The sequence below is a fragment of the Streptomyces sp. NBRC 109706 genome, assembly GCF_000974485.1.
GTDB lineage: Bacteria > Actinomycetota > Actinomycetes > Streptomycetales > Streptomycetaceae > Streptomyces.
Genome location: NZ_BBOM01000004.1, coordinates 1065437 through 1088916 on the forward strand (window position 1 = coordinate 1065437; position 23480 = coordinate 1088916).

At 71.4% G+C, this 23480-nt stretch carries 26 protein-coding genes and 3 tRNA genes; 23 read left to right on the plus strand and 6 right to left on the minus strand.

Features of this window, described 5'->3' with window-relative positions; all coding sequences use genetic code 11:
- The first annotated feature begins 23 nt into the window (after window positions 1-23).
- The 11 genes from AOM46_RS04400 (at window position 24) to AOM46_RS04450 (ending at window position 8929) form a co-directional block, all read left to right on the plus strand.
- Window positions 24-437, plus strand: a complete 414-nt coding sequence (locus AOM46_RS04400) for a DUF742 domain-containing protein (RefSeq protein WP_062205801.1) — start codon at window positions 24-26, stop codon at window positions 435-437.
- Window positions 418-1032 (plus strand): ATP/GTP-binding protein, encoded by a 615-nt coding sequence (locus AOM46_RS04405; protein ID WP_078856450.1) that lies wholly within the window; start codon window positions 418-420, stop codon window positions 1030-1032. The genes AOM46_RS04400 and AOM46_RS04405 overlap by 20 nt, the downstream gene beginning before the upstream one ends.
- Window positions 1033-1446: 414 nt before the next feature.
- Window positions 1447-4329 carry a nitrate- and nitrite sensing domain-containing protein gene (locus AOM46_RS04410; RefSeq protein WP_370592632.1) on the plus strand — a complete coding sequence of 961 codons (2883 nt, stop codon included), beginning with the start codon at window positions 1447-1449 and terminating at the stop codon, window positions 4327-4329.
- A 10-nt stretch (window positions 4330-4339) separates the two neighbouring features.
- Window positions 4340-4753, plus strand: coding sequence for a roadblock/LC7 domain-containing protein (locus AOM46_RS04415; protein ID WP_062206445.1), 414 nt, complete (start codon window positions 4340-4342; stop codon window positions 4751-4753).
- A 104-nt stretch (window positions 4754-4857) separates the two neighbouring features.
- Window positions 4858-5532 carry a DUF742 domain-containing protein gene (locus tag AOM46_RS04420; protein ID WP_062205806.1) on the plus strand — a complete coding sequence of 225 codons (675 nt, stop codon included), beginning with the start codon at window positions 4858-4860 and terminating at the stop codon, window positions 5530-5532.
- The gene (locus AOM46_RS04425) at window positions 5513-6106 is read left to right on the plus strand and encodes an ATP/GTP-binding protein (protein WP_078856451.1); all 594 of its coding nucleotides are present in this window, start codon (window positions 5513-5515) and stop codon (window positions 6104-6106) included. Before AOM46_RS04420 ends, AOM46_RS04425 begins: the two co-directional genes overlap by 20 nt.
- A gap of 155 nt (window positions 6107-6261) precedes the next feature.
- Window positions 6262-7044 (plus strand): fumarylacetoacetate hydrolase family protein, encoded by a 783-nt coding sequence (locus AOM46_RS04430; RefSeq protein WP_062205809.1) that lies wholly within the window; start codon window positions 6262-6264, stop codon window positions 7042-7044.
- Window positions 7037-8512: a glutamate--tRNA ligase gene (gene gltX, locus AOM46_RS04435; protein ID WP_062205812.1), complete on the plus strand. Its 1476-nt coding sequence runs from the start codon at window positions 7037-7039 to the stop codon at window positions 8510-8512. The genes AOM46_RS04430 and gltX overlap by 8 nt, the downstream gene beginning before the upstream one ends.
- A gap of 143 nt (window positions 8513-8655) precedes the next feature.
- Window positions 8656-8727: transfer RNA gene (locus tag AOM46_RS04440), tRNA-Gln, on the plus strand.
- A 32-nt stretch (window positions 8728-8759) separates the two neighbouring features.
- A tRNA-Glu gene (locus tag AOM46_RS04445) sits at window positions 8760-8832 on the plus strand.
- A 24-nt stretch (window positions 8833-8856) separates the two neighbouring features.
- A tRNA-Glu gene (locus tag AOM46_RS04450) sits at window positions 8857-8929 on the plus strand.
- 79 nt (window positions 8930-9008) lie between these two features.
- On the opposite strand, the gene AOM46_RS04455 is transcribed toward AOM46_RS04450, so the two are convergent.
- Window positions 9009-9665 (minus strand): MerR family transcriptional regulator, encoded by a 657-nt coding sequence (locus AOM46_RS04455; protein ID WP_062205815.1) that lies wholly within the window; start codon window positions 9663-9665, stop codon window positions 9009-9011.
- Between the two features lie 107 nt (window positions 9666-9772).
- On the opposite strand from AOM46_RS04455, the gene AOM46_RS04460 reads away from it, so the two are divergent.
- Complete coding sequence (locus tag AOM46_RS04460; protein ID WP_199823915.1) at window positions 9773-10288, plus strand: DUF4188 domain-containing protein; 516 nt, start codon at window positions 9773-9775, stop codon at window positions 10286-10288.
- Between the two features lie 24 nt (window positions 10289-10312).
- Here AOM46_RS04460 and AOM46_RS04465 read toward each other — a convergent pair whose 3' ends face one another.
- A complete protein-coding gene (locus AOM46_RS04465) occupies window positions 10313-11047 on the minus strand; it encodes an IclR family transcriptional regulator (RefSeq protein WP_062205818.1) in 735 nt (244 codons plus the stop codon).
- A 166-nt stretch (window positions 11048-11213) separates the two neighbouring features.
- On the opposite strand from AOM46_RS04465, the gene leuC reads away from it, so the two are divergent.
- The 5 genes from leuC to AOM46_RS04490 all read left to right on the plus strand — a co-directional run bounded on the left by leuC (window position 11214) and on the right by AOM46_RS04490 (window position 14639).
- Window positions 11214-12638: a 3-isopropylmalate dehydratase large subunit gene (gene leuC / locus AOM46_RS04470; RefSeq protein ID WP_062205822.1), complete on the plus strand. Its 1425-nt coding sequence runs from the start codon at window positions 11214-11216 to the stop codon at window positions 12636-12638.
- A gap of 3 nt (window positions 12639-12641) precedes the next feature.
- Window positions 12642-13235: a 3-isopropylmalate dehydratase small subunit gene (gene leuD, locus AOM46_RS04475; RefSeq protein WP_062205824.1), complete on the plus strand. Its 594-nt coding sequence runs from the start codon at window positions 12642-12644 to the stop codon at window positions 13233-13235.
- A 137-nt stretch (window positions 13236-13372) separates the two neighbouring features.
- Window positions 13373-13627: a hypothetical protein gene (locus AOM46_RS04480; RefSeq protein WP_062205826.1), complete on the plus strand. Its 255-nt coding sequence runs from the start codon at window positions 13373-13375 to the stop codon at window positions 13625-13627.
- A 126-nt stretch (window positions 13628-13753) separates the two neighbouring features.
- Window positions 13754-14338, plus strand: coding sequence for an HU family DNA-binding protein (locus AOM46_RS04485; RefSeq protein ID WP_062205831.1), 585 nt, complete (start codon window positions 13754-13756; stop codon window positions 14336-14338).
- Between the two features lie 97 nt (window positions 14339-14435).
- Entirely contained in the window at window positions 14436-14639 is a 204-nt protein-coding gene (locus tag AOM46_RS04490) for a hypothetical protein (protein ID WP_062205836.1), read from the plus strand.
- Window positions 14640-14674: 35 nt separating this feature from the next.
- Here the strand turns inward: AOM46_RS04490 and cofC are convergent, their stop codons facing one another.
- Window positions 14675-15340 (minus strand): 2-phospho-L-lactate guanylyltransferase, encoded by a 666-nt coding sequence (cofC, locus tag AOM46_RS04495; RefSeq protein WP_062205838.1) that lies wholly within the window; start codon window positions 15338-15340, stop codon window positions 14675-14677.
- 229 nt (window positions 15341-15569) lie between these two features.
- On the opposite strand from cofC, the gene AOM46_RS04500 reads away from it, so the two are divergent.
- The 3 genes from AOM46_RS04500 to AOM46_RS04510 are packed head-to-tail and all read left to right on the plus strand — an operon-like array spanning window position 15570 to window position 18506.
- Window positions 15570-16331 carry a 1-acyl-sn-glycerol-3-phosphate acyltransferase gene (locus AOM46_RS04500; RefSeq protein ID WP_062205840.1) on the plus strand — a complete coding sequence of 254 codons (762 nt, stop codon included), beginning with the start codon at window positions 15570-15572 and terminating at the stop codon, window positions 16329-16331.
- On the plus strand, window positions 16328-17329 hold the full coding sequence (locus tag AOM46_RS04505; RefSeq protein WP_062205841.1) for an NAD(P)H-dependent glycerol-3-phosphate dehydrogenase: 1002 nt from the start codon (window positions 16328-16330) through the stop codon (window positions 17327-17329). The genes AOM46_RS04500 and AOM46_RS04505 overlap by 4 nt, the downstream gene beginning before the upstream one ends.
- A gap of 34 nt (window positions 17330-17363) precedes the next feature.
- On the plus strand, window positions 17364-18506 hold the full coding sequence (locus AOM46_RS04510) for a D-alanine--D-alanine ligase family protein (RefSeq protein ID WP_062205842.1): 1143 nt from the start codon (window positions 17364-17366) through the stop codon (window positions 18504-18506).
- A gap of 15 nt (window positions 18507-18521) precedes the next feature.
- Here the strand turns inward: AOM46_RS04510 and AOM46_RS04515 are convergent, their stop codons facing one another.
- Both AOM46_RS04515 and AOM46_RS04520 read right to left on the minus strand, forming a co-directional pair.
- A complete protein-coding gene (locus AOM46_RS04515) occupies window positions 18522-19052 on the minus strand; it encodes a DUF3515 family protein (RefSeq protein WP_062205843.1) in 531 nt (176 codons plus the stop codon).
- 20 nt (window positions 19053-19072) lie between these two features.
- Complete coding sequence (locus tag AOM46_RS04520; RefSeq protein WP_062205845.1) at window positions 19073-19306, minus strand: Lrp/AsnC family transcriptional regulator; 234 nt, start codon at window positions 19304-19306, stop codon at window positions 19073-19075.
- 135 nt (window positions 19307-19441) lie between these two features.
- Between AOM46_RS04520 and AOM46_RS04525 the strand changes: the two genes are divergently transcribed.
- Window positions 19442-20431: a thiamine-phosphate kinase gene (locus tag AOM46_RS04525; protein WP_062205847.1), complete on the plus strand. Its 990-nt coding sequence runs from the start codon at window positions 19442-19444 to the stop codon at window positions 20429-20431.
- Between the two features lie 27 nt (window positions 20432-20458).
- Window positions 20459-21244, plus strand: a complete 786-nt coding sequence (gene thiD / locus AOM46_RS04530) for a bifunctional hydroxymethylpyrimidine kinase/phosphomethylpyrimidine kinase (protein ID WP_062205851.1) — start codon at window positions 20459-20461, stop codon at window positions 21242-21244.
- Between the two features lie 168 nt (window positions 21245-21412).
- On the opposite strand, the gene rpmB is transcribed toward thiD, so the two are convergent.
- Window positions 21413-21598 (minus strand): 50S ribosomal protein L28, encoded by a 186-nt coding sequence (gene rpmB, locus AOM46_RS31590; RefSeq protein ID WP_078856452.1) that lies wholly within the window; start codon window positions 21596-21598, stop codon window positions 21413-21415.
- Window positions 21599-21819: 221 nt separating this feature from the next.
- Between rpmB and AOM46_RS04540 the strand changes: the two genes are divergently transcribed.
- Window positions 21820-23418 carry a DAK2 domain-containing protein gene (locus AOM46_RS04540; protein ID WP_062205857.1) on the plus strand — a complete coding sequence of 533 codons (1599 nt, stop codon included), beginning with the start codon at window positions 21820-21822 and terminating at the stop codon, window positions 23416-23418.
- Window positions 23419-23480: the final 62 nt, after the last annotated feature.

Here is a 23480-nt window from a genome sequence, read left to right on the forward strand (position 1 = left end):
CTCATGTAAAGCTCGGAGGAGCCATGAACACCCCGCCGCCCTCGCAGGGCTCGTACGGTGCTTCCCACAACTACGGGTCCTATGACGACGAGGGCGATCAGCCGCTGGTGCGTCCCTATGCCATGACCGGTGGCCGTACCAAACCGCGTTACCAGCTGGCGATCGAGGCGTTGGTGAGCACCACCGCCGATCCCATGCAGATGCAGGGGCTGCTGCCGGAGCACCAGCGCATCTGCCAGCTGTGCCTTGAGGTGAAGTCGGTCGCCGAGGTGTCCGCGTTGGTCGCCATTCCCCTGGGGGTGGCCCGGATTCTGGTGGCGGACCTGGCCGAGGCCGGGCTTGTCGCCATCCATCAGCCGGGCCACGAGGGAGAGCCCGGCGGTCAGCCAGATGTGACGCTGCTGGAAAGGGTGCTCAGTGGACTTCGCAAGCTCTGACGGAACGGGGCGTTCGACGCCCGGGCCCGCTCCCTCGGCCACACCCACCGCCACGACGTCCGCGAAGATCGTGGTCGCCGGCGGGTTCGGTGTGGGCAAGACCACGTTCGTGGGGTCGGTTTCGGAGATCAATCCGCTGCGGACCGAGGCGGTGATGACGTCGGCGTCGGCGGGGATCGACGATCTGACGCACACGGGGAACAAGACCACCACCACCGTGGCGATGGATTTCGGCCGGATCACGCTGGATCAGGATCTGATCCTCTATCTGTTCGGTACGCCGGGTCAGGACCGTTTCTGGTTCATGTGGGACGACCTGGTGCGGGGTGCGATCGGGGCGATCGTGCTGGTGGACACGCGGCGGTTGGCCGACTGTTTCCCCGCCGTGGACTACTTCGAGAACAGCGGTCTGCCGTTTGTGATCGCGCTCAACGGCTTCGACGGCTATCAGCCGTACTCGCCGGAAGAGGTGCGCGAGGCCCTGCAGATCGGCCCGGATGTGCCGATTATCACCACGGACGCTCGCCATCGCGCCGAGGCCAAAAGTGGCCTGATCACCCTGGTCGAGCACGCGTTGCTGGCTCGTCTGCACTGATCGGCGACGTTTGTCGACGGGCTGTGTCCCCGAGCACATCTTCCGCTTCCGCCGTTTTGTAACGATTCGGCCGGTACTTGGCCGGTAGGCCCCCATCCGCATGTCTACGCGCGGCGAGCGGCCCGTTCCGCTCCGCGTGCGACTTCGTGGTCGAATGTCACATCTGGGAGTTGATGCCCCAATTCAGGCGTCTCGTGTTGGTGGAAACCGGACGACCGGGGGGATTGGAATCTCTTCCCCAAGCGTGCTGGAATCCACACGACTCCACAGTCACGTCGGCCGGTCAGCACCGGCTGTCGCTGTCGAGAGGTGAGATAGCCAGTGAGCCGCAGTAGCGCGACTCCCTCGAACCCGGGGGAAGCCGAAGATCCTCGTGCGCCCTCCCAGGTCGAGGGCGGAACGCCCGTGCGGGCGGTGACCGAGCCGGGAACGGGCTCGCGGTTCGCCCCGCGCAACTGGCGGGTCGCCACCAAGCTGTACGCGATCCTGATGATCCCGGTGGTCATCGCGCTGGTCCTGGCCGGACTGCGGGTCAGCGGCGCCCACGACACCTGGCGGGAGGCCCAGGACGCCGAGCGCGTCGCCGAACTCGTCCGCTCCTCCACGGCGTACGCGCACGCGCTGATCGACGAACGCGATGTCACCGCCCGACCGCTGCTGGAGGGCGACCGCGACGCGTCGGCGGTCGGCGAGGCCTACCGGGTCACCAACGCGGCGCGCGAGGAGTTCCACCAGCGCTGGGAGGAGACCCCGCACACCGAGAGCCTGCTGCACCGGATGGAGGGCGTCACCGAGACCGAGCCACAGCTCTCCGCGCTCCGACAGCGCGCCTACACGGACGAACTCCCCGGGGTGCAGACCGAGGAGGGCTATGTCGCCATCCAGCACCCGCTGATGTCCTTCGCCAACGAACTCGGTCTCGGCGCCGACAACCTCACCACCTACGGGCGCACCGTCTACGCCGTCTCCCTGTCCAAGGCCGCCAACTCGCTGCAGCGCTCCATCGGCACCCATCTGCTGGTCGCCCCCGGCCCCGGCGACACGGCGCACCAGCTCCAGCTCACCGCCTTCAGCTCCTACGCCTATCTGGAGGGCATCGCCCAGGCCGAGTACACCTCGGCCGGCACCCCCGAGGACGCCGAGCGGCTGAAGGAACGGCTGGGCGATGCGGCCGGCGCCGCCGCCGTCGAGGCCCCCGACGCCTACAGCCTGCCCGTGATGACCCAGCTGATCGCCTCGGGCGCCGACCCCGGGAGCCTGGCCGAGCAGGGGCTCACCCCGGAGGCCTGGCACGCCGCCTCCACCGCGCAGTTCGACGCCTACCGCTCCATCGAGCAGGACCTGGTGGACGAGGCGGTCGCCGAGGCCAAGGACATCGCGTCCGCCGCGCGCAACGACATGCTGGTCAACTCGGCCGCGGTGCTGGCCTCCCTGCTGCTGGCCTTCGTGGTCGCCGGGTTGATGGCCCGCTCCATGAGCCGCGACATGCGCAAGCTGCGCACCGCCGCCTTCGAGGTGGCGGGACAACGGCTGCCGGCCGTCGTCGACCAGCTCTCCCGGGTCAACCCCGGCCAGGTCGACACCGTCGTCACCCCCATCCCGATCGCCAGCAGGGACGAGATCGGCGAGGTCGCCCGCGCCTTCGACCAGGTGCACCGGGAGGCGGTCCGACTCGCCGCCGAGCAGGCCCTGTTGCGCGGCAACGTCAACGCGATCTTCACCAACCTCTCCAGCCGGAACCAGGGCCTCATCGAGCGCCAGCTCGGGCTGATCAGCGAGTTGGAGTCCCGCGAGGCCGATCCCGAGCAGCTGGAGAACCTCTTCAAGCTGGACCATCTGGCCACCCGCATGCGGCGCAACGGCGAGAACCTGCTGGTCCTCGCCGGCGAGGAGCTGGACCACCGGTGGAACCGCCCGGTGCCGCTGGTGGACGTGCTGCGGGCCGCCGCCTCCGAGGTGGAGGACTACAGCCGCATCGAGACCAGCGGCGTCCCCGACTGCGAGATCCACGGCGACGTGGTCAACGACCTGGTGCATCTGCTGGCCGAGTTGCTGGAGAACGCCACCAGCTTCTCCTCCCCGCAGGCCAGGGTCCATGTCACCGCCACCAGGCTGCCCGACGCCCGCATCATGATCGAGATCCACGACAAGGGTATCGGGCTCAGCCAGGAGGACTTCGCGGAGATCAACCGCAGGCTGGCCGCCCCGCCTGCCGTCGACGCCGCGATCTCCCAGCGCATGGGCCTCTTCGTGGTCGGCCGGCTGGCCGCCCGGCACGGCATCCGGGTCCAACTGCGGCCTTCGGGGGAGCAGACCGGCACCACCTCGCTCGTGATGCTCCCCGAGGGCATCACCCACGGCGGCGGCGGCCAGGCCGCACCCCCCGAGGAACGGTTCACCGTCTCGCGCATCATGGCCGACCCGCGCGGGATCAGCGAGGCCCAGCGCGAGGCCGGCCTGCGCACCGCGGCCGAACTCGGCTTCGACGACTCGCGCTACCCCACGGAGCCGGCGGACCGGCGGACGCCGGACGCCGTGCCGCCGCCCGCGCGCCAGCAGCCGCCGCACCAACCGCTGCCGGAGCCGCGCTATCCGCACCAACCGCAGCCCCAGGTCGGCGAACCCGCCTGGCAGGACCAGCCGACGGCCGGCTCCTGGCAGCAGGATCCGGCCCCCACGCCGGACGGCCGGCCCTGGTCCCACCAGGGCGGGGCGCAGCCCCAGGCCGACCCGTTCGGAACCGGTCAGACCGGGGACGGGACCTGGCGGCCCGCACCGCCGGAAAACCCGCTTCCCACCGGACCGGCGCAGTTCGAGGGCTTCTCACCAGCCGCCGATTCGGGCCAGGGTGGTCCCGGGAATCCCGCGCACCGCGTAGGCTTCCCTGCGTCGGGCCCGGTCGCGGCCGAGCACGGGCCGGCGAACGACCAGGGGCTTCCCCGGCGTACACCACGGAACCAGCAGCGGCCCGAGGAGGATTCGGCACAGCGTGCGGGGCGGGAAACCCCGGCTCAGGAACCGCGATGGGAACGCGGGCCACGCCGTGAGGAGCGCACCGGCGGCACCACACCCGTCGGACTTCCCAAGCGGGTGCCCAAGGCCAATCTGACGGAACACTCCTCCGCCGAGTCCACGCCCGGTGGAGCGCAGATCTCCCGCGACCCGAGGGACGTCCGCGGCCGGCTGAGCAGCCTGCGACGCGGAGTACAGCAAGGGCGCGGCGCCGGCTCGGGCCGCGGCGCGCAGAACGAAGAACGGGGCCAAGGTCCCGGTCACACCTACGAGCAGGAGCGTTAGTGTGAGCCCGATGAGCCAGGCGGCGCAGAACCTCAACTGGTTGATCACCAGTTTCGTGGAGAACACCCCGGGGGTGTCGCACACGGTTGTGGTGTCCGCCGATGGTCTTCTGCTGGCGTTGTCCGAGGGGTTCCCGCGTGACCGCGCCGACCAGTTGGCGGCGGTGGCCTCCGGGCTGACGTCGCTGACGGCCGGCGCCTCGCGGATCTTCGAGGGCGGTGCGGTGAACCAGACGGTGGTCGAGATGGAACGGGGCTTCCTGTTCATCATGTCGATCTCCGACGGTTCCTCGCTGGCGGTGTTGGCGCACCCGGAGGCCGACATCGGTCTGGTGGGTTATGAGATGGCGTTGTTGGTGGATCGTGCCGGTACGGTCCTGACGCCCGATCTGCGTGCGGAACTGCAGGGAAGTCTGCTCAACTAGCGGGCTCCGTGTGCGGATTGGGGCCGCGCACCATAAGGTGCGGGGACGTGGCTTAACGGTGAACGCGGTATCCGTGGACAGCGAAGGCAGTCGGAGGAGGAATTGTGGCAACGCCCTCAGGCGGACCATACGGTGACGAGTACCCAGGGCAGCCGCACGACGGCGGGCGCTCGGGGCGCTTCAACTTCCCCTCCGCGCCCAGCGGCGGACAGCGGGGGGCGGTGCCGGAGCAGCAGGCTCCCAGGCCCGACCGACGTCCGTCCGCGCACCCACAGACGCCGCAGACGCCGCACCACGAGGCGCGTCCCGGCACCCCGTCAGGGACCGCCCATCCGACGGGATCCGGCGCCAGGCGGAGGCCCGAGGCCACGGCCCCGGTCGACGACTGGTCGGCGCCGCAGTCCTCCGGCCGTCGGCGCCCGCAGGACGGCGAGGCACCACAGCCGCTGGTGCGCCCCTACGCGATGACCGGTGGCCGCACCAGGCCGCGTTACCAGTTGGCCATCGAGGCGCTGGTGAGCACCACCGCCGATCCGATGCGGCTGCAAGGGCAGCTGCCCGAGCACCAGCGGATCTGCCAGCTGTGCTACGAGGTGAAGTCGGTGGCCGAGGTCTCCGCCCTGCTCGCCATTCCGCTCGGAGTCGCCCGGATTCTGGTGGCCGACCTGGCCGAGGCCGGGCTTGTCGCCATCCATCAGCCGGGACATGACGGGGAGCCCGGTGGTCAGCCAGATGTGACACTGCTCGAAAGGGTGCTCAGTGGACTTCGCAAGCTCTAACGACGCGGGTCTTTCCGCGCCGTCCCGTTCGACCACGTCCGCGAAGATCGTGATCGCAGGCGGGTTCGGCGTGGGCAAGACCACGTTCGTGGGGTCGGTTTCGGAGATCAATCCGCTGCGGACCGAGGCGGTGATGACGTCGGCGTCGGCGGGGATCGACGATCTGACGCACACGGGGAACAAGACCACGACCACGGTCGCCATGGACTTCGGCCGGATCACGCTGGACCAGGACCTGATCCTGTACCTGTTCGGTACGCCGGGTCAGGACCGTTTCTGGTTCATGTGGGACGACCTGGTGCGGGGTGCGATCGGGGCGATCGTGCTGGTGGACACGCGGCGGTTGGCCGACTGTTTCCCCGCCGTGGACTACTTCGAGAACAGCGGTCTGCCGTTTGTGATCGCGCTCAACGGCTTCGACGGCCACCAGCCGTACTCGCCCGAGGAGGTCCGCGAGGCCCTGCAGATCGGCCCCGACGCCCCGATCATCACCACCGACGCCCGGCACCGCGCCGAGGCGAAGAGCGGCCTGATCACCCTGGTCGAGCACGCGCTGATGGCCCGCCTGCGCTGATCCTCCCGACCGCCTCCCGACCGCCGCCAGGACGCGCGGTTCGGGAGGCAGCGTCCTTCGCCCCTCTCCGGCTGTCCTAGGCTTGGGCCCGCAGTATTCCCAAGCTCAGCCAGGGGCCCGCGGTCCGCCAGCGGGCCAGTGAGGGACGACCCGCCGTGCGCATCGCCAGATTCTCCATCGACGGCACCGTCGGATTCGGTGTGGTGGAGGGGGAGCCAACCGACGAGGGTGGCCTCCAGCTCGACATCATCAAGGGCCACCCGTTCGCCGACTTCGAACGTTCCGGGCACCGCGTGCCGCTGGACAAGGTCAGGCTGCTTCCGCCGGTGCTGCCCAGCAAGGTGGTGGCCATCGGCCGCAACTACGCCGAGCACGCACGGGAGCTGGAGAACGAGGTCCCCGACGTGCCCGTCACCTTCTTCAAGCCGTCCACCTCGGTGATCGGCTCCGGTGACGAGATCGGCTATCCGTCGACCTCCTCGGAGGTGCACCACGAGGCCGAGCTGGCCGTGGTCATCGGGCGGCTGTGCCGCGACGTCCCCAGGGAGCGCGCGCACGAGGTGATCCTCGGCTACACCTGCGCCAACGACCTCACCGCGCGCGATCTGCAACGGCGGGAGGGCCAGTGGGGCAGGGCCAAGGGCTTCGACAACTCCTGCCCGCTCGGCCCCTGGATCGAGACCGAACTCGACCCGAAGGACCTGGCCATCATGTGCACGGTCAACGGTGAACAGCGACAGTTGGGGCGCACCAGCGAGATGGTGCGCTCGGTGGAGGATCTGATTGTGCACATCACGGAGTCGATGACCCTGCTCCCGCAGGACGTCATTCTCACCGGAACCCCGGCCGGTGTCGGCCCGGTGCGGGTGGGCGATACGGTCGCCGTCAGCATCGAGGGCATCGGCACGCTGACCAACAAGGTGGTGCGCCGTGACTGAGGTACGCGTCCGCTTCTGCCCGTCGCCGACCGGCAACCCGCATGTGGGGCTGGTCCGCACGGCGCTCTTCAACTGGGCCTTCGCCCGCCACAACGGCGGCACCCTGGTGCTGCGGATCGAGGACACCGACGCCGCCAGGGACTCCGAGGAGTCCTACGAGGCGCTGCTGGACTCGCTTCGCTGGCTGGGCCTCGACTGGGACGAGGGCCCCGAGGTGGGCGGCCCGCACGGACCCTACCGGCAGTCCCAGCGGATGGACCGCTACGCCGAGGTGGTCGACAAACTGCTGGCCGCCGGCCACGCCTACCACTGCTACTGCACCCCCGAGGAGTTGGCGACCCGCCGCGAGGAGGCCAGGGCCGCCGGCCGGCCCTCCGGCTACGACGGCGCCTGCCGGACGCTGACCGACGAGCGGGCCGCCGCCTACCGGGCGGAGGGCCGCGAGCCCATCGTCCGCTTCCGGATGCCCGACACCCCGATCACCTTCACCGACCTGGTGCGCGGCGAGCTGACGTTCGCCCCGGAGAACGTCACCGACTACGGCATCGTCCGGGCGAACGGCGCGCCGCTCTACACCCTGGTGAACCCGGTCGACGACGCCCTGATGGAGATCACCCACGTCCTGCGCGGCGAGGATCTGCTCTCCTCCACGCCCCGGCAGATCGCGCTCTACCGCGCGCTGGCGGAGATCGGCGTGGGCAACGGACGGATCCCGGAGTTCGGGCATCTCCCGTATGTGATGGGCGAGGGCAACAAGAAGCTCTCCAAGCGCGATCCCCAGTCCTCCCTCAATCTCTACCGGGACCGTGGCTTCCTGCCCGAGGGCCTGCTCAACTACCTGGCGCTGCTGGGCTGGTCGCTGGCCGAGGACCGGGACGTCTTCGGGCTCGACGAGCTGGTCGGCGCCTTCGAGATCGGCGCGGTGAACGCCAACCCGGCCCGTTTCGACCTGAAGAAGGCCGAGGCCATCAACGCCACCCACATCAGGGAGCGGCTGTCGACGGCCGAGTTCGCGCGGGCGTGCGAGCCCTGGCTGCGGGCGCCGCACGCGCCGTGGAAGCCCGAGGAGTTCGACCCGGCGGCCTTCGAGGCCCTGGCGCCGCTCGCCCAGACCAGGGTCACGGTGCTCTCCGACATCACCGACAACGTCGACTTCCTGTTCCTGCCGGAGCCGGTCTTCGACGAGGCGTCCTGGGCCAAGGCCATGAAGCCGGGCGCGGCGGAGGTGCTGGGCACCATCAGGGAGCGGCTGTCAGGCCTGCCGGACTGGGCCGCCGAACCGCTCAAGGAGGCCGTCCTGGCCGCCGGCGCCGAACACGGTCTGAAGCTCGGCAAGGCCCAGGCCCCGCTGCGGGTGGCCGTCACCGGGCGGACGGTGGGCCTGCCGCTCTTCGAGTCGCTGGAGACCCTGGGGCGGGAGCGGACGCTGTCCCGGGTGGACGCCGCGCTGGCCAGGCTCGCGGAGTAGCCGGTGGGGGGACGGTCCCGGGCGCGAACTCGTTTTGGAGCACCGTCCCCCATCGGGTAGTGTTCTTTCTGCCGCTGAGGGGTTCAACACCCGGAAATCAGCGGTCAACCAAGCAAAACCTCCCCTGGGGGGTTGCGGTTTGGTGGGCTATGGTGTAATTGGCAGCACGACTGATTCTGGTTCAGTTAGTCTAGGTTCGAGTCCTGGTAGCCCAGCGCGATCTTGCATCAGCGGTTCACAAGGTCAAGCCCCCGTTGTGTAGCGGCCTAGCACGCTGCCCTCTCAAGGCAGTAGCGCCGGTTCGAATCCGGTCGGGGGTACGGATCCTTCGGGATCGTGGTAGGGCCCCCGTTGTGTAGCGGCCTAGCACGCCGCCCTCTCAAGGCGGTAGCGCCGGTTCGAATCCGGTCGGGGGTACTTGGCCGGTATTTGATCGAGCAGGCGGCTCGCGTCCCAAGTGGCGCGGGCCGCCTGCTCGTTGTGGTTGTACCGGCCGTCAGTCGTCGGGCGCGGCGGAGGGCGGCCCCCCGGCGAACCGACGGGTGGCCTGCTCGGCCTGGGCCAGCCGCCGCAGGCTGAGCAGCACCGGCTCGTAGAGCACGGTGAGCGCGACCACCGCCTCCAGGCGGGTGGTGGGCTCGTGGAACGTGTCGATCAGCGCCACCTCGTGCTCGGCCAGCCGCTCGGCCAACTCGGCGTAGGGCAGCAGCGTCGCGTCGTCGCAGGGGAAGCCGAGCCGCTCCAGCGCGCTGAGCGCGGAGACCAGCGTGCGGTGCGCCGGATTCTCCGGGACGACCCGCCAGCCGACCCGTCGCTGGACCTCGCGCGCGCTCTCCTCCGCCGTCCTGGCGGCGCCGTCGTCCCCGGCGGGGGGCAGCGGCTGCGGCAGCCCGGCGACCGCCTTCCCCATCTGGGAGACCTCGTCGAGATCGGGGTCGTTGAGCGCCGAGAGCACCTCGCGCGCGCCGGCCACGGACATCCGCCCCACCTGGATCAGCGCGCGCACCAGGGCCAGCCGCCGCAGATGCTCGTCGTCGTACTCGGCCTGGGTGCTGCTGATCCGACGCCCCGGCGGGAGCAGGCCCTCGCGCAGATAGAACTTGATCGTCGCCACGGACACGCCGCCGCGCGCGCTCAGTTCGGACAGTCTCATCGGCCGGGGTCCCCTTGCGCTCAGCGATGGATAGTGCCACTATCTAAACATGGATAGCGGCACTATCCGATGCGTTGCGGTGGTGCCCGACCGGGAGGGGAGCGGAGATGGCGGATCAGATCGTCAGGGAGCGTATGACGGCCAAGGGCGAGGGGGAGCTGGTGGTCTTCCTCGTGGGCATGCGGATCAACAGCTTCTGGCGCCTGCGCTCATGGCTGCCGGTGTTCCGCGCGATGCCGAGGATGCTGCGCGAGCTGTCCCGCGAGAAGGAGCGGGGGATGCTCGGCTACCGGCTGTTCTTCGGGTCGCCGAGGCAGATCACCGTGCTGCAGTACTGGTCGTCCGTCGAACGCCTCGCGGCATACGCCTCGGACACCGAGGGAGAGCACCGCCCGGCCTGGGCGCGGCTCAACCGCGCGCTGCGGGCCGGGGCGCGGGTCGGGTTCTGGCACGAGACGTTCGTGGTCCCCGCGGGCGCCGCCGAGTCGTTCTATGTGAACCTGCCGCCGACCGGCCTGGGCGCGGCCACCGGCATTGAGCCGATAGCGGCGCGGGGTGAGCGGATGGCCGATCGGATGGGCCGGCGGCACAGCGGCGAGAGCGCCGCGCCGGCCCGTGGATGAGCCCTGAGGGCCCCGGCCGGGGCTTCAGAGCGCCGTGCCGCGCCTCAGTGCCTCGGTGAGCCGCCCGGCGGCCTCCAGGAGGGCCTGGGCGTGCATCCGGCCCGGGTGGCGGCTCAGCCGCTCGATCGGCCCGGAGACGGAGACGGCGGCCACCACGCGGTTGGACGGGCCGCGCACGGGGGCGGAGACGGAGGCGACGCCGGGCTCGCGTTCGCCGATGGACTGCGCCCAACCGCGCCGCCGCACCCCGGAGAGCGCGGTGGCGGTGAAGCGCGCCCCCTGGAGGCCGTGGTGCAGCCGCTCGGGCTCCTCCCAGGCCAGCAGGATCTGGGCCGCCGAGCCGGCCTTCATCGGCAGTGTGGAGCCCACCGGCACGGTGTCCCGCAGTCCGGAGAGGCGCTCGGCCGCGGCCACGCAGATCCGGCGGTCGCCCTGGCGTCGGTAGAGCTGCGCGCTCTCGCCCGTGACATCGCGCAGATGCGTCAACACCGGCCCCGCCGTGGCCAACAGCCGGTCCTCGCCGGCCGCCGCGGCCAGCTCGGCCAGCCTCGGCCCGAGCACGAAGCGGCCCTGCATGTCCCGCGCCAGCAGCCGGTGGTACTCCAGGGCCACCGCCATCCGGTGCGCCGTGGGCCGGGCCAGCCCGGTCGCCGCGACGAGGCCGGCCAGCGTGGCCGGTCCGGACTCCAGAGCGCCCAGAACCAGGGCCGCCTTGTCGAGTACGCCCACCCCACTGGAGTCGCCACTAGAGTTGTCCATGAAACGATACTCGCGTCTCACAGTGTGAAACGCAAGTTCATATCCCCGAGGAAAGCGCCACCCTTGGTGAGGTGCGCCGCGGCATCCCGCGGACCACGGCCGTCATGCGTGCGCGGGGGAGCGTGACGAGGCGGCCCAGACCAGCGGTGAGGCCGGAGGAAACGCGATGGGACGGACACTGGCGGAGAAAGTCTGGGACGACCATGTCGTCCGACGGGTGGAGGGCGAGCCCGATCTGCTCTATATCGACCTCCATCTGCTGCACGAGGTCACCAGCCCGCAGGCGTTCGACGGGCTGCGCAAGAGCGGCCGTCGGGTGCGTCGCACGGATCTCACCATCGCCACCGAGGACCACAACACCCCGACGCTGGACATCGACAAGCCGATCGCCGACCCGGTCTCCAGGACCCAGTTGGAGACCCTGCGCAAGAACTGCGCCGAGTTCGGAGTGCGGCTGCACTCGCTGGGCGACGCCGAGCAGGGCGTGGTCCATGTCGTCGGCCCGCAGTTGGGGTTGACGCAGCCGGGGACCACGGTGGTCTGTGGCGACAGCCACACCTCCACGCACGGAGCCTTCGGCGCTTTGGCGTTCGGCATCGGCACCAGCCAGGTCGAGCATGTGCTGGCCACCCAGACGCTGCCGTTGGCCCCGTTCCGGACGATGGCCGTCACGGTGACGGGCGAGCTGCCCGCCGGCGTCACCGCCAAGGATCTGATCCTCGCCATCATCGCCAGGATCGGCACCGGCGGCGGCCAGGGCTATGTGATCGAGTACCGGGGCGAAGCCGTCGAGAAGCTCTCGATGGAGGCCCGGATGACCATCTGCAACATGTCGATCGAGGCCGGCGCCAGGGCCGGCATGATCGCCCCCGACGCCACGACCTTCGACTATCTGCGCGGCCGGGACCACGCCCCGCGGGGCGCCGACTGGGACGAGGCCGTCGCCTACTGGCGGACGCTGCGCACCGACGAGGACGCCGTCTTCGACCACGAGGTGGTGATCGACGGCGCCGAGCTGGCCCCCTTCGTCACCTGGGGCACCAACCCGGGCCAGGGCGCGCCGCTCTCCGAGGCCGTGCCGGACCCGGCCTCCTACGACGACCCGAGCGCGCGGCTCGCCGCCGAGAAGGCCCTGGAGTACATGGGCCTGACCGCCGGGCAGCGGCTGCGGGAGATCGCCATCGACACCGTCTTCGTCGGCTCCTGCACCAACGGTCGGATCGAGGATCTGCGCTCGGCCGCCGAGGTGTTGCGGGGTCGCCAGCTCGCCGACGGCGTGCGGATGCTGGTGGTGCCCGGCTCCGTGCGGGTCGCGCTCCAGGCGGTGGAGGAGGGCCTTGACAAGGTGTTCACGGCCGCCGGTGCCGAATGGCGGCACGCCGGCTGTTCGATGTGTCTGGGCATGAACCCGGATCAACTCTCCCCGGGGGAGCGCTGCGCCTCCACCTCCAACCGCAACTTCGAGGGCCGGCAGGGCAAGGGCGGTCGTACGCACCTGGTCTCGCCGCAGGTCGCCGCGGCCACCGCGCTCACCGGCCGCCTCGCCTCGCCCGCCGATCTGGCCGATGTCCCGACCCCCGTGGAGGTCTGACCCATGGAAGCTTTCACCACGCACACCGGCCGGGCCGTTCCGCTGCGGCGCGGCAATGTGGACACCGACCAGATCATCCCGGCCCACTGGCTGAAGAAGGTCACCAGGGACGGTTTCGAGGACGGCCTGTTCGAGTCCTGGCGCAGGGACCCGGAGTTCGTCCTCAACCAGCCCGCGTACCAGGGCGCCTCGGTGCTGGTGGCCGGCGAGGACTTCGGCACCGGCTCCTCCCGGGAGCACGCGGTCTGGGCCCTGCAGAACTTCGGCTTCAAGGCGGTCATCTCGCCGCGCTTCGCCGATATCTTCCGTGGCAACTCCCTGAAGAACGGCCTGTTGACGGTCGTCCTCCCGCAGACCACGGTGGACGCGCTCTGGGAGCTCGTGGAGCGCGAGCCGGCCAGCGAGGTGACCGTCGACCTGGTCGCGCGGAAGGTCACCGCGCCCGGGATCGAGGCCGATTTCGATCTTGACGAGAACGCTCGTTGGCGTCTCCTGGAGGGCCTGGACGACATCAGTCTCACCCTCAGGCACGAACCGGACGTCGCCGCCTTCGAGGCTGCTCGCCCCGCCTACAAGCCCCGCACACAAGCCGCCTGACGTTTCGTCGACACCCGCGCCCCCGTCGGTTCCACCGGCGGGGGCGCGGTCGTGAGCGCAGCCGTGATCGCAGGCGCGACACGGGCGTTGGGGGGCTTAGGGGGCGATAACCGGCCCAAGGTGGCACAATCGGCCGCATGGAACGCGACGGTCAACTCGAACTCTACGACCGCGTCGCCGCTCGACTGAAGGACGCGCACCGGACGGTGCGGGAGCTGCAAGTGCCCGAGGACGTACGGCAGGCCCTGGCTCGGAAGCTGCTGGTCATCACCGCGGCGACCAAGCGGGATCTGCCGGGCGCGGCGCGCCGGCTGGAGCGACTGATGGCGGACGTCGACGAGGGTCGGCTGCCATCGGACCGCGCCACCGGCGGCCGCGACGGAGCTTCGTGACGGGGCGAGTTCGTTGCGACACAAGGGTGATTCGCCCGTTTCGCGTTTGATTTGCGGAATATATCTGCCTAACGTGCGAAAAAGCTTGAACACATTCGTTCCAGCAATGCCTGCGAAGGGGAAGACGTGAACAAGGCGCAACTCGTAGAAGCGATTGCGGACAAGCTCGGTGGTCGTCAGCAGGCGGCCGACGCCGTCGATATCGTGCTCGACGCCATCATCCGCTCGGTGGTCTCGGGTGAGCGGGTTTCGGTCACCGGCTTCGGTTCGTTCGAGAAGGTCGACCGGCCGGCCCGCTATGCGCGCAACCCACAGACCGGCGAGCGGGTTCGGGTCAAGAAGACCTCGGTGCCGCGCTTCCGTGCCGGCCAGGGGTTCAAGGACCTGGTGGCGGGGACGAAGAAGCTCCCCAAGAACGACGTCGCCGTGAAGAAGGCTCCCAAGGGCAGCCTTTCGGGTGGCACCACCACCAAGAAGGCCGCGACCAAGAAGGCCGCCGCCAAGAAGAGCACGGCCAAGCGGACCGCGACGGCGAAGAAGTCCACCAGCCGTTCGGCCGCCGCCAAGAAGACCACGGCCAAGAAGTCCACCACCAAGAAGGCCACCGCCAAGAAGGCACCGGCCAAGAAGACGACCGCCAAGAAGGCTCCGGCCAAGCGGGCGTCGTCCCGTGCGACCACCGCCAAGAAGGCCACCTCGCGCCGCAAGTGACGGTCATCGCCGCACGGCCGCCCGCGGGCCGGACTCCCTGTCAGGAGCCCGGCCCGCAGCTGTTTTCCCGCGTCGGGCCACCGGTTAGGCTCGCCCCATGCAGGCCACCGCTTACACCTTCGACCCGGCCACCCGCGCCGGCAGCGTGCTGCTCGACGACGGCACGCCGCTGACGTTCGACGCCGCCGCCTTCGACGCCGGCGGCCTGCGTCTGGTCCGCCCCGGGCAGCGGCTGCGGATCGAGGTGGCCGGCGAGGGGGCGGAGCGCCGCGTCACGTTTCTGACGCTCCAGACGTTCTGACGCTCCGGACGTTCCGATCCGCCGGGGTTTCCGGCTCAGCCGGACGGGCTCAACGAGCCGGCCGCGTCGCGCAGTTCGTCCAGCCGTCGCGCGGTGCGGGGGCCGACGCCCAGCGTCAGCGCCACCGCCAGATCGGCGCCGGTGTCCACATCCCTGCGCACACTGTCCACCCCCGCCAGCGGCAACTCCACGGCGCCCGAGGCGCGGTGGCGCGCCCGGGACGGGCCGCCGAACGCCGGGGCCAGCGCCGTCCGGCCACGGGCCGCGAGCAGCGTGGTGCCGACGCCGGCCGCGTCCGGCAGGAAACTCCGCTCGTACCCCTCGGCGGCGGCCAGCACCCTCGACAACTCCGCGGGGCGCAGCGCGGGCAGATCGGCGTTGAGCGCCGCCACCGGCCGCTCCGCGTCCCGCGCCCGCAGCAGTGCCGCGCCATGGGCCAGCGCCGCGTTCAGCCCGGCCGCCGGCTCGTCGGCGACGACCAGCGCGCCGAGGGCGCCCAGCCGCCGCGCGGCCAACGGATCATCCGTGACAACCGCCACATTCCGCACCGACCGGCAGGCCAGCGCCGCGCCGACGGTGTCCTCGGCGAAGGCCAGCGCCAGCGCCCGCCGGCCGGCGTCCCCGACCGCGTCGGCCAGCCTGCTCTTGGCGCGCCCCAACGGTTTCAGCGGAACGACAAGAGCCCAGTCGAAGTCGCGCATCGGGTCATTCTCCCCCGCCCCGGCCGGACTCGGACGGCTGGCCCGGTGGCCGGTCCGCTGACGTTCTCCGCACACCCGTGCGGTGGGCGACGGCGGCGCGGACTAGGGTGCGCAGAGACGGTGGTGGCGCAGCGGCGAGGCGCTGGACAGTCCCCTGACCCAGGGCCACACTTGTGCGGCTGTCCGCAGCGGACCGCGCCGGAACAGTGCAAGAGGAGATGGTGTCTGAGTGTCTCGCCGCAGAATCGGCTTCTGGTACCGGCTGGCAGCAATTCTGGTAAAACCGCTGCTGCGGATCTTCTTCAAGCAGGACTGGCGCGGAATGGACCGTATTCCGGCCGCCGGCGGATTCATCACCGTGGTGAATCACAACTCGTATCTCGATCCGCTCTCGTATGCGCACTTCCAGTACAACACCGGACGCGTGCCACGATTCCTCGCCAAGAACGTGCTGTTCCAGCGGGGGCTGGTGGGTCGGTTCATGCGCGGCACCCGACAGATCCCGGTCTACCGGGAGACCACCGACGCCGCCGACGCGTTCCGGGCCGCGGTGGACGCGGTCCAGCAGGGCGAGTGCGTCGCGTTCTACCCGGAGGGCACCCTCACCCGCGATCCCGGGCTCTGGCCCATGGAGGGCAAGACGGGCGCGGCCCGCGTCGCCATGGCCACCGGGGCGCCGGTGATCCCGGTCGCGCAGTGGGGCGCCCATGAGGTGATGCCGCCCTACGCCAAGACCCGGCGGCTGCGGCTGCTGCCGCGCCGGACGTTGATCGTGGTGGCCGGCGATCCGGTGGATCTGGAGGAGTTCCACGGTCTGGAGCCGACCGCCGAGCGGTTGCGCGAGATCACTGACAGGATCATGGACGCCATCACCGCACTGCTCGCGGAGGTCAGGCAGGAGACACCGCCCGCGGAGCGTTTCGTGTACCGCAAGACCCCGCAGGCGCGGCCGGACCAGCGGAGCACGCCCGACAAGGAGAAAGCCGAGTGACACAGGTCGCCGTCTACGGCAGCGGTTCCTGGGGGACCGCGTTCGCCGCCATCCTGGCCGACGCCGGCTGCCAGGTGACGCTCTGGGCACGCCGTGCCGAGGTCGCCGACGTCATCAACTCCGAACGGTTCAATCCGGACTACCTGCCAGGACTGCGGCTGCCGGACGGCGTCCGGGCCACCACCGATCCGGCCGAGGCGGCGCGCGGCGCCGAGTTCGCCGCTCTCTCGGTCCCCTCGCAGACCGTCAGGGAGAACCTCGCGGACTGGGGCGCCGCGCTGCCGCCGCACGCCGTGCTGGTGTCGCTGATGAAGGGCGTGGAACTGGGCACCGCCAAGCGGATGAGCGAGGTGATCCAGGAGGTCGCCGCGGTGCCACCGGCGCGGGTCGCGGTCCTCTCCGGGCCCAATCTCGCGCCCGAGATCGCCCAACGGCAGCCCGCCGCCTCCGTGGTCGCCTGCCCGGACGAGTCGGTGGCCCGCCGGCTCCAGTCGGCCTGCCACACGCCGTACTTCCGGCCCTACACCAACACCGACGTGGTCGGCTGCGAGCTGGGCGGCGCGGTCAAGAACGTGATCGCGCTGGCCGTGGGCATCGCCGACGGGATGGGCCTGGGCGACAACACCAAGGCGTCGCTGATGACTCGGGGGCTCGCCGAGACGTCGCGGCTCGGCCTCGCGATGGGGGCCGACCCCAAGACGTTCGCCGGTCTCGCCGGCATGGGCGATCTGATCGCCACCTGCTCGTCCCCGCTCTCCCGCAACAACACGTTCGGCAACAATCTGGGCCGCGGCATGACGGTGGCCGAGACCATCGCGGTGACCCGGCAGACCGCCGAGGGCGTCAAGTCCTGCCGTTCGGTACTGGATCTGGCACGCCGTCACGGAGTGGAGATGCCGATCACGGAGACGGTGGTGGGCATCGTGCACGAGGGCACCCCGCCGCAGGTCGCGGTCGAGGAGCTGATGTCGCGAACCGCCAAGGCCGAGCACCGCTGACGGCCGCCATCACGTTAGGTAACCTCGGAGAGTGATGAGCAGCGAGTCCCCTTCCCAGCGCAGCAAGCCCCGTGTGGCCGTGGTCTTCGGTGGCCGCTCTTCCGAGCACACCATCTCGGTGGTGACGGCGGGTGCCGTGCTGCGCGCCATCGACCGTTCCCGCTACGACGTGTTGCCCATCGGCATCGCCACCGACGGCCGTTGGGCGTTGACCGCGGACGAGCCGGAGCGGATGGCGATCACCGACGGCACGTTGCCCAGCGTGGAGGGCATCGCCGAGCCGGGCATCGGCGGCGTCGTCCTGCTGGTCGACCCGTCCCGGCGCGAAGTGGTGTACAGCGAGCCGGGTTCGGTGCCCAAGGACCTGGGCGAGGTCGATGTGGTGCTCCCGCTGCTGCACGGCCCGTTCGGCGAGGACGGCACCATCCAGGGGCTGCTGGAGATGTCCGGCGTCCCCTATGTCGGCGCCGGGGTGCTCTCCTCGGCGATCGGCATGGACAAGGACTACATGAAGCGGGTCTTCACGTCCTTCGGTCTCGCCGTCGGCCCCTACCTGGTGATCCGCCCCCGGGAGTGGCGGCGGGACGAGGCCGGCGCGCTGGCCAGGGTCGGGGAGTTCGCCGCCGAACACGGCTGGCCGGTCTTCGTGAAGCCGGCGCGGGCCGGCTCGTCCATCGGGATCTCCCGGGTCACCGGGCCCGAGGAGCTGCCGGCGGCCATCGCGGAGGCCCAGCGGCACGATCCCAAGGTGGTGATCGAGGCGCAGCTGGTCGGCCGGGAGATCGAGTGCGGCGTGCTGGAGTTCGAGGACGGGCCCCGGGCGAGCCTGCCGGCGGAGATCCCGCCGGTCTCCAGCCACGACTTCTACGATTTCGAGGCCAAGTACATCGACTCGGCCGAGGGCCTGGTGCCGGCTCCGCTGACGGAGGAGCAGACGGAGCGGGTGCGGGCCCTGGCCGTCGAGGCGTTCGAGGCCGCGTCCTGCGAGGGGCTGGTGCGCGCCGACTTCTTCCTGCTGGAGAACGGCGAGTTCGTCATCAACGAGATCAACACCATGCCGGGGTTCACCCCGATCTCGATGTTCCCCCGGATGTGGGAGGCGTCGGGCGTGGGCTACGCCCAGCTGATCGACGAGCTGATCCAGGCCGCCCTGCGCCGGTCCAGCGGGCTGCGGTAGGCGGCGGGGGCGGCCTCAGTGGTGCGCGTGGCCGTCCCCTTCGCCGGAGTCGTCGGTGCGGTACAGCTCGTCCAACGGTATGTGCCGGTCGATCGGCGCCGCCACGTCCAGCAGCGGGTTGACCTCGGGCGCGTAGGCGTCGGGCACCGTCATCTCCACGAAGAACTCCCGCTCCGTGGTGGTGAATCTGATGCCGTCCGCCCGCTCCTCCAACAGCCAGGACACCTCGTTGACGCCGACCACCTCGACGCCGAGCGGGTCGTAGGCGTCGCTGTCGGGGGTGAGCACGTCGGGGCGCTCCACACCGCACCGCAGCACGATCGCGGGTGAGCCCCAGGCCGCCGCGAACGGCGTCTCCTCGTCCAGGACTTGACGTTCCTCGCCGTCCACCACGGCCGGCAGTTCCCCGGCCAGCGCGCGGCAGGCGTCGGCGGCGTCGCCCGTCGGCGTCGGCAGCTCGACGGCCGGCGCCCCGTCCGCCGACGAACAGGCGGCCAGGGCCAGGACGGCGACGAGCACGGGGGCGCGGCGTACGGTGGAGGTCACGCGGCGAGCATAACGGGGCGCTACAGATGAACGACGGGGCAGGTCAGGGTGCGAGTGATGCCGGGAACCCCCTGCACCTTCGCGACCACGAGGCGGCCGAGTTCGTCCACGCTCTCCGCCTCGGCCCGCGCGATGACGTCATAGGGTCCGGTGACATCCTCGGCCTGGATCACCCCGGGCAGCCCGGAGATCACATCGGCCACGGTGGACGCCCTGCCCACCTCGGTCTGGATCAGGATGTACGCCTGTACCACGGGTCCTCCACAGCGGCTACGAGGAGTGGGGGCGCTACCGTAGCGCGTCATGACCAGCGCGGGGAGACCATGTCCCCTGTTGGTCGGGCGGATCGAGGCACCGGTCGGCGCACGAAAGAGCATGAGGAGAGCTGAGTGAAGGGCAGTGTGGGGGCGCTCGGGGAGTTCGGGCTGATCCGGGAGTTGACGTCCCGGATCAGCGGGACCCCGGCGGTACGGCTTGGCCCGGGGGACGACGCCGCGGTGGTCGCGGCGCCCGACCGGCGGGTGGTCGCCAGCACCGACATCCTGGTCGAGGGCAGCCACTTCCGCCGCGACTGGTCCACCGCCTACGACGTGGGCCGCAAGGCCGCGGCGCAGAACCTCGCCGACATCGCCGCCATGGGGGCCACCCCGAGCGCCGTGCTGCTCGGGCTCGTGGTTCCCGCCGAACTCCCGGCCACCTGGCCCGTCGAGCTGATGGACGGCATCCGCGACGAGTGCCAGGTCGCCGGCGCCGGAGTGGCCGGCGGGGACGTGACCCGCGGCGACAGCATCATCGTCTCCATCACCGCCCTGGGGGACCTGGCCGGCCGTGAACCCGTCACCAGGACGGGCGCCAGGCCGGGCGATCTGGTCGCGGTGACCGGCTGGTTGGGCTGGTCGGCCGCCGGGCACGCCGTGCTCTCCCGGGGCTTCCGCTCGCCGCGCGCCTTCGTCGAGGCGCACCGCAGGCCGGAGCCGCCCTACCCGGCCGGGCCCGCCGGCGCGGCCCTGGGCGCCACCGCCATGACCGATGTCAGCGACGGCCTGATCGCCGACCTCGGCCATATCGCCCAGGGCAGCAAGGTGCGGATCGACATCGAGTCCGCGGCGCTGGACATGCCGGCCCAGATGAACGACATCGGCTCGGCGGTCGGCGTCGACCCGCTGCACTGGGTCCTCACCGGCGGCGAGGACCACGCGATCGTGGCCACCTTCCCGCCGGAGACCAAGCTGCCGGCGCGCTGGCGGGTGATCGGCGAGGTGCTGCCCAGCCGGGGGCGGGGCGCGCCGCCCGGGCCCGGTGGCGCGGCGCCGCCCCGGATCACCGTGGACGGCGCGCCCTGGGAGAAGGCCGGCGGCTGGGACCACTTCGCGGGCTGATCGACGCCGGTCAGTAGGCTCGTCCCCATGCAGGCACCTCCTCGTGTGCTCACCGTCGCGGGTTCCGACTCGGGCGGCGGCGCCGGTATCCAGGCCGACCTCAAGACGATGTTGGCGCTCGGCACCCACGGCATGAGCGTGATCACCGCCGTCACCGCGCAGAACTCCGTTGGCGTGCAGGGGTTCTGGGAGCTGCCGCCGGAGGCGGTCCGGGCGCAGTTCCACAGCGTGATGGACGATATCGGCGCGGGGGCGGTGAAGACCGGGATGCTGGCCGGCGTGGAACTCGTCGAGACCGTCGCCGAGTTGCTGCGCACCGTCGACGCCCCGGTGGTGGTCGACCCGGTGGGCGTCTCCAAGCACGGCGACGCGCTGCTGGCCCCCGAGGCGCTGGACGCGGTGCGCACCCGGCTGCTGCCCACCGCGACGGTGGTCACCCCCAACCTCGCCGAGGTCGCCCAACTCACCGGCGTCCACGTGCTGGAGGAGGCGGATCTGCCCCGGGCCGCCGAGGCGCTGCTGGCGCTCGGGCCCCGTTGGGCGCTGGTCAAGGGCGGCCATCTGCCGGGCGAGGCCGTCGATCTGCTCACCGACGGCACGGAACGGCACTGGCTGCGCGCCCCCCGACTCGACAACCGCCATACCCATGGCACTGGTTGCACGCTGGCCTCGGCGATCGCCGCCAGGCTGGCGCACGGCGACGCGCTCCCTGAGGCGGTCGCGGCGGCCAAGGACTATGTCACGGGCGCGATAGCCGAGGGCTTCGCGCTGGGCGCCGGCATCGGGCCCGTGCGCCACGGGCACCGGATCTGAGACCGCGCGGCGCCCTGGCGGGTCCACCCGCCGGCAACGGCGGTTCAACGGCGGGCAACGCGGTCTGCTGGCAGGCAACGGCGGTTCGCGGGCCGGGAACGCGAGAAGCCGACCCACCCGAGGGTGAGCCGGCTTGAGCGGCCGATGGCGGCGCTGACGCGCCGTCGATCAGCGCGAGACCTTACCCGCCTTGATGCACGAGGTGCAGGCGTTCAGGCGCTTCGGCGTCCCGTTGATCACGGTACGCACCCGCTGGATGTTGGGGTTCCAACGGCGGGGCGTGCGGCGGTGCGAGTGGGAGATGCTGTTGCCGAAGCCCGGCCCCTTGCCGCAGACATCGCAGTTGGCAGCCACGGGTCACTCCAAAGACGGGTCAGCCCCACGCGAGGCGGGGAAGACAGAAACGTAACGGAATCCGGAACGAGCTGTTCCGGAGAGTGCGCCCGACGCACAGACGAGGACATCAGGCAACCGGGGCAGCATACCTCGGGCTTTCCCGATGAGCGAAATCGCTCCCCCGGCGGGACCAGGGCTTAAGCTGCACCAGCCGTTCACCCTAGCCCGGGAGGTTCCACGTGCCTGAGCCGCTCGACGCCGGGGCGGTATGTCGCTGGAGCCGGCTGGCCCTGGACGCGTTGGGCGCCGCCCGCGAGGAGATCGACGCGATCAACGTCTATCCGGTGGCCGACGGCGACACCGGGACCAACCTCTATCTCACGGTCGAGTCGGCCGCCCAGGCGGTGGCCGCCGCCGAGGCCGGCGAGCCCAGCCTCGCGGAGGCGGCGCGCGCGCTGGCACACGGCGCGCTCATCGGCGCGCGCGGCAACTCGGGCACCATCCTGGCGCAACTCCTGCGGGGCATGGCCGAGGTGCTGGCCGACGCCCCCGAGCCGGCCACCGCCGACACCCTGCGGGCGGCGCTGGCGCACGCCGCCGACTCCGCGCGGCTGGCGGTCGCGCGCCCGGTGGAGGGGACCATGCTCACGGTGGCCTCGGCGGCGGCCGGCGCCGCCGCCGGCACGCCCGGCGACACCGCCGCCGTGCTGACGGCGGCCAGGGCCGCGGCCAGGGCCGCGGTCGAGGCGACCCCCGAGCAACTGCCCGAACTGGCCACGGCCGGCGTGGTGGACGCCGGCGGCAGCGGTCTGGTGACCGTGCTGGACGCGCTGGACGCCGCGCTCTTCGGCGGCCCGCCGCCCGAGACGCCGCGCCACCGCCCGCCGCGCGGACAGGTCTCCCGCGCCCAGCCGTGCGTCGGGGTGCCCCAGGGCGACCCCGGCTACGAGGTGACCTTCCTGCTGGACGCCCCGGACACCGCGATCCCCGCCCTGCGCGAGCGCCTTGACGCGCTGGGCGACTCACTGGTGGTGGTGGGCGGCGACGGACTGTGGCATATCCATGTGCACACCCCGGACGCCGGCCCGGCCGTGGAGGCGGGCATCGCGGCCGGCCGGCCGCACCGCGTCCGGATCACCACGCTCGTCCCGACCGTCGCCGCCGAGCCGGTCGCCGCCCGTGGCCGCGCCGTGGTCGCGGTGCTGCCGGGGCCCGGACTGGCCGGCCTGTGCGCGGAGGCGGGGGCCACCACGCTCACCGTCCGGCCCGGCGAGCGTCCCGGCGGCGGCGAGCTGGCCGCCGCCATCGCCAGCGCCAGGGCCGGCGAGGTCGTGCTGCTGCCCAACGACAAGGAGCTGTGGCACGCCGCCGCTGCGGCGGCGGAACAGGCCCGCGCCGAGGGGGTGCGGGTCGCCGTGGTGCCCACCCGTTCGCCGGTCCAGGGCATAGCCGCGCTCGCCGTGCACACCGCCGAGCGGCGCTTCGACGAGGACGTGGTCGCCATGACGGCCGCCGCCGGCGCCACCAGGTTCGGCGAGGTGAGCGTGGCGGAGCGGCAGTCCTGGACCATGGCGGGCGTCTGCCAACAGGGCGATGTGCTGGGCCTGGTGGACGGGGATGTCGCGGTGATCGGCGGCGCGGTCCCCGAGGTCGCCGCGCTGGTGCTGGCGCGGATGCTGGCCGGTGGCGGCGAGCTGGTCACGCTGGTGCTGGGCGCGGACGCCCCGGCCGAGCTGGCCCGCGAACTGACCGAGCTGATCCGCCAGGAGCACCTGGGCGTGGACACCGTGGTCTGCGCCGGACACCAGTCCGCTCCGCTGCTCATCGGCGTGGAGTAGACGGAAGAACCCGCACGGCGGCGCGGCCACGGCCACGGCCGCGCGCGGTGGTCCCGGTGGCG

What these genes read in the sequence shown, in the direction of transcription:
- AOM46_RS04510 (WP_062205842.1), top strand. Translation starts at nt 17,364, where the DNA reads ATGAGCAGCGAGTCCCCTTCCCAGCGCAGCAAGCCCCGTGTGGCCGTG.
- leuD (WP_062205824.1), top strand. Translation starts at nt 12,642, where the DNA reads ATGGAAGCTTTCACCACGCACACCGGCCGGGCCGTTCCGCTGCGGCGC.
- AOM46_RS04455 (WP_062205815.1), bottom strand. Translation starts at nt 9,665, where the DNA reads ATGAGACTGTCCGAACTGAGCGCGCGCGGCGGCGTGTCCGTGGCGACG.
- leuC (WP_062205822.1), top strand. Translation starts at nt 11,214, where the DNA reads ATGGGACGGACACTGGCGGAGAAAGTCTGGGACGACCATGTCGTCCGA.
- AOM46_RS04480 (WP_062205826.1), top strand. Translation starts at nt 13,373, where the DNA reads ATGGAACGCGACGGTCAACTCGAACTCTACGACCGCGTCGCCGCTCGA.
- AOM46_RS04415 (WP_062206445.1), top strand. Translation starts at nt 4,340, where the DNA reads ATGAGCCAGGCGGCGCAGAACCTCAACTGGTTGATCACCAGTTTCGTG.
- AOM46_RS04465 (WP_062205818.1), bottom strand. Translation starts at nt 11,047, where the DNA reads ATGGACAACTCTAGTGGCGACTCCAGTGGGGTGGGCGTACTCGACAAG.
- AOM46_RS04400 (WP_062205801.1), top strand. Translation starts at nt 24, where the DNA reads ATGAACACCCCGCCGCCCTCGCAGGGCTCGTACGGTGCTTCCCACAAC.
- thiD (WP_062205851.1), top strand. Translation starts at nt 20,459, where the DNA reads ATGCAGGCACCTCCTCGTGTGCTCACCGTCGCGGGTTCCGACTCGGGC.
- AOM46_RS04460 (WP_199823915.1), top strand. Translation starts at nt 9,773, where the DNA reads ATGGCGGATCAGATCGTCAGGGAGCGTATGACGGCCAAGGGCGAGGGG.
- AOM46_RS04490 (WP_062205836.1), top strand. Translation starts at nt 14,436, where the DNA reads ATGCAGGCCACCGCTTACACCTTCGACCCGGCCACCCGCGCCGGCAGC.
- cofC (WP_062205838.1), bottom strand. Translation starts at nt 15,340, where the DNA reads ATGCGCGACTTCGACTGGGCTCTTGTCGTTCCGCTGAAACCGTTGGGG.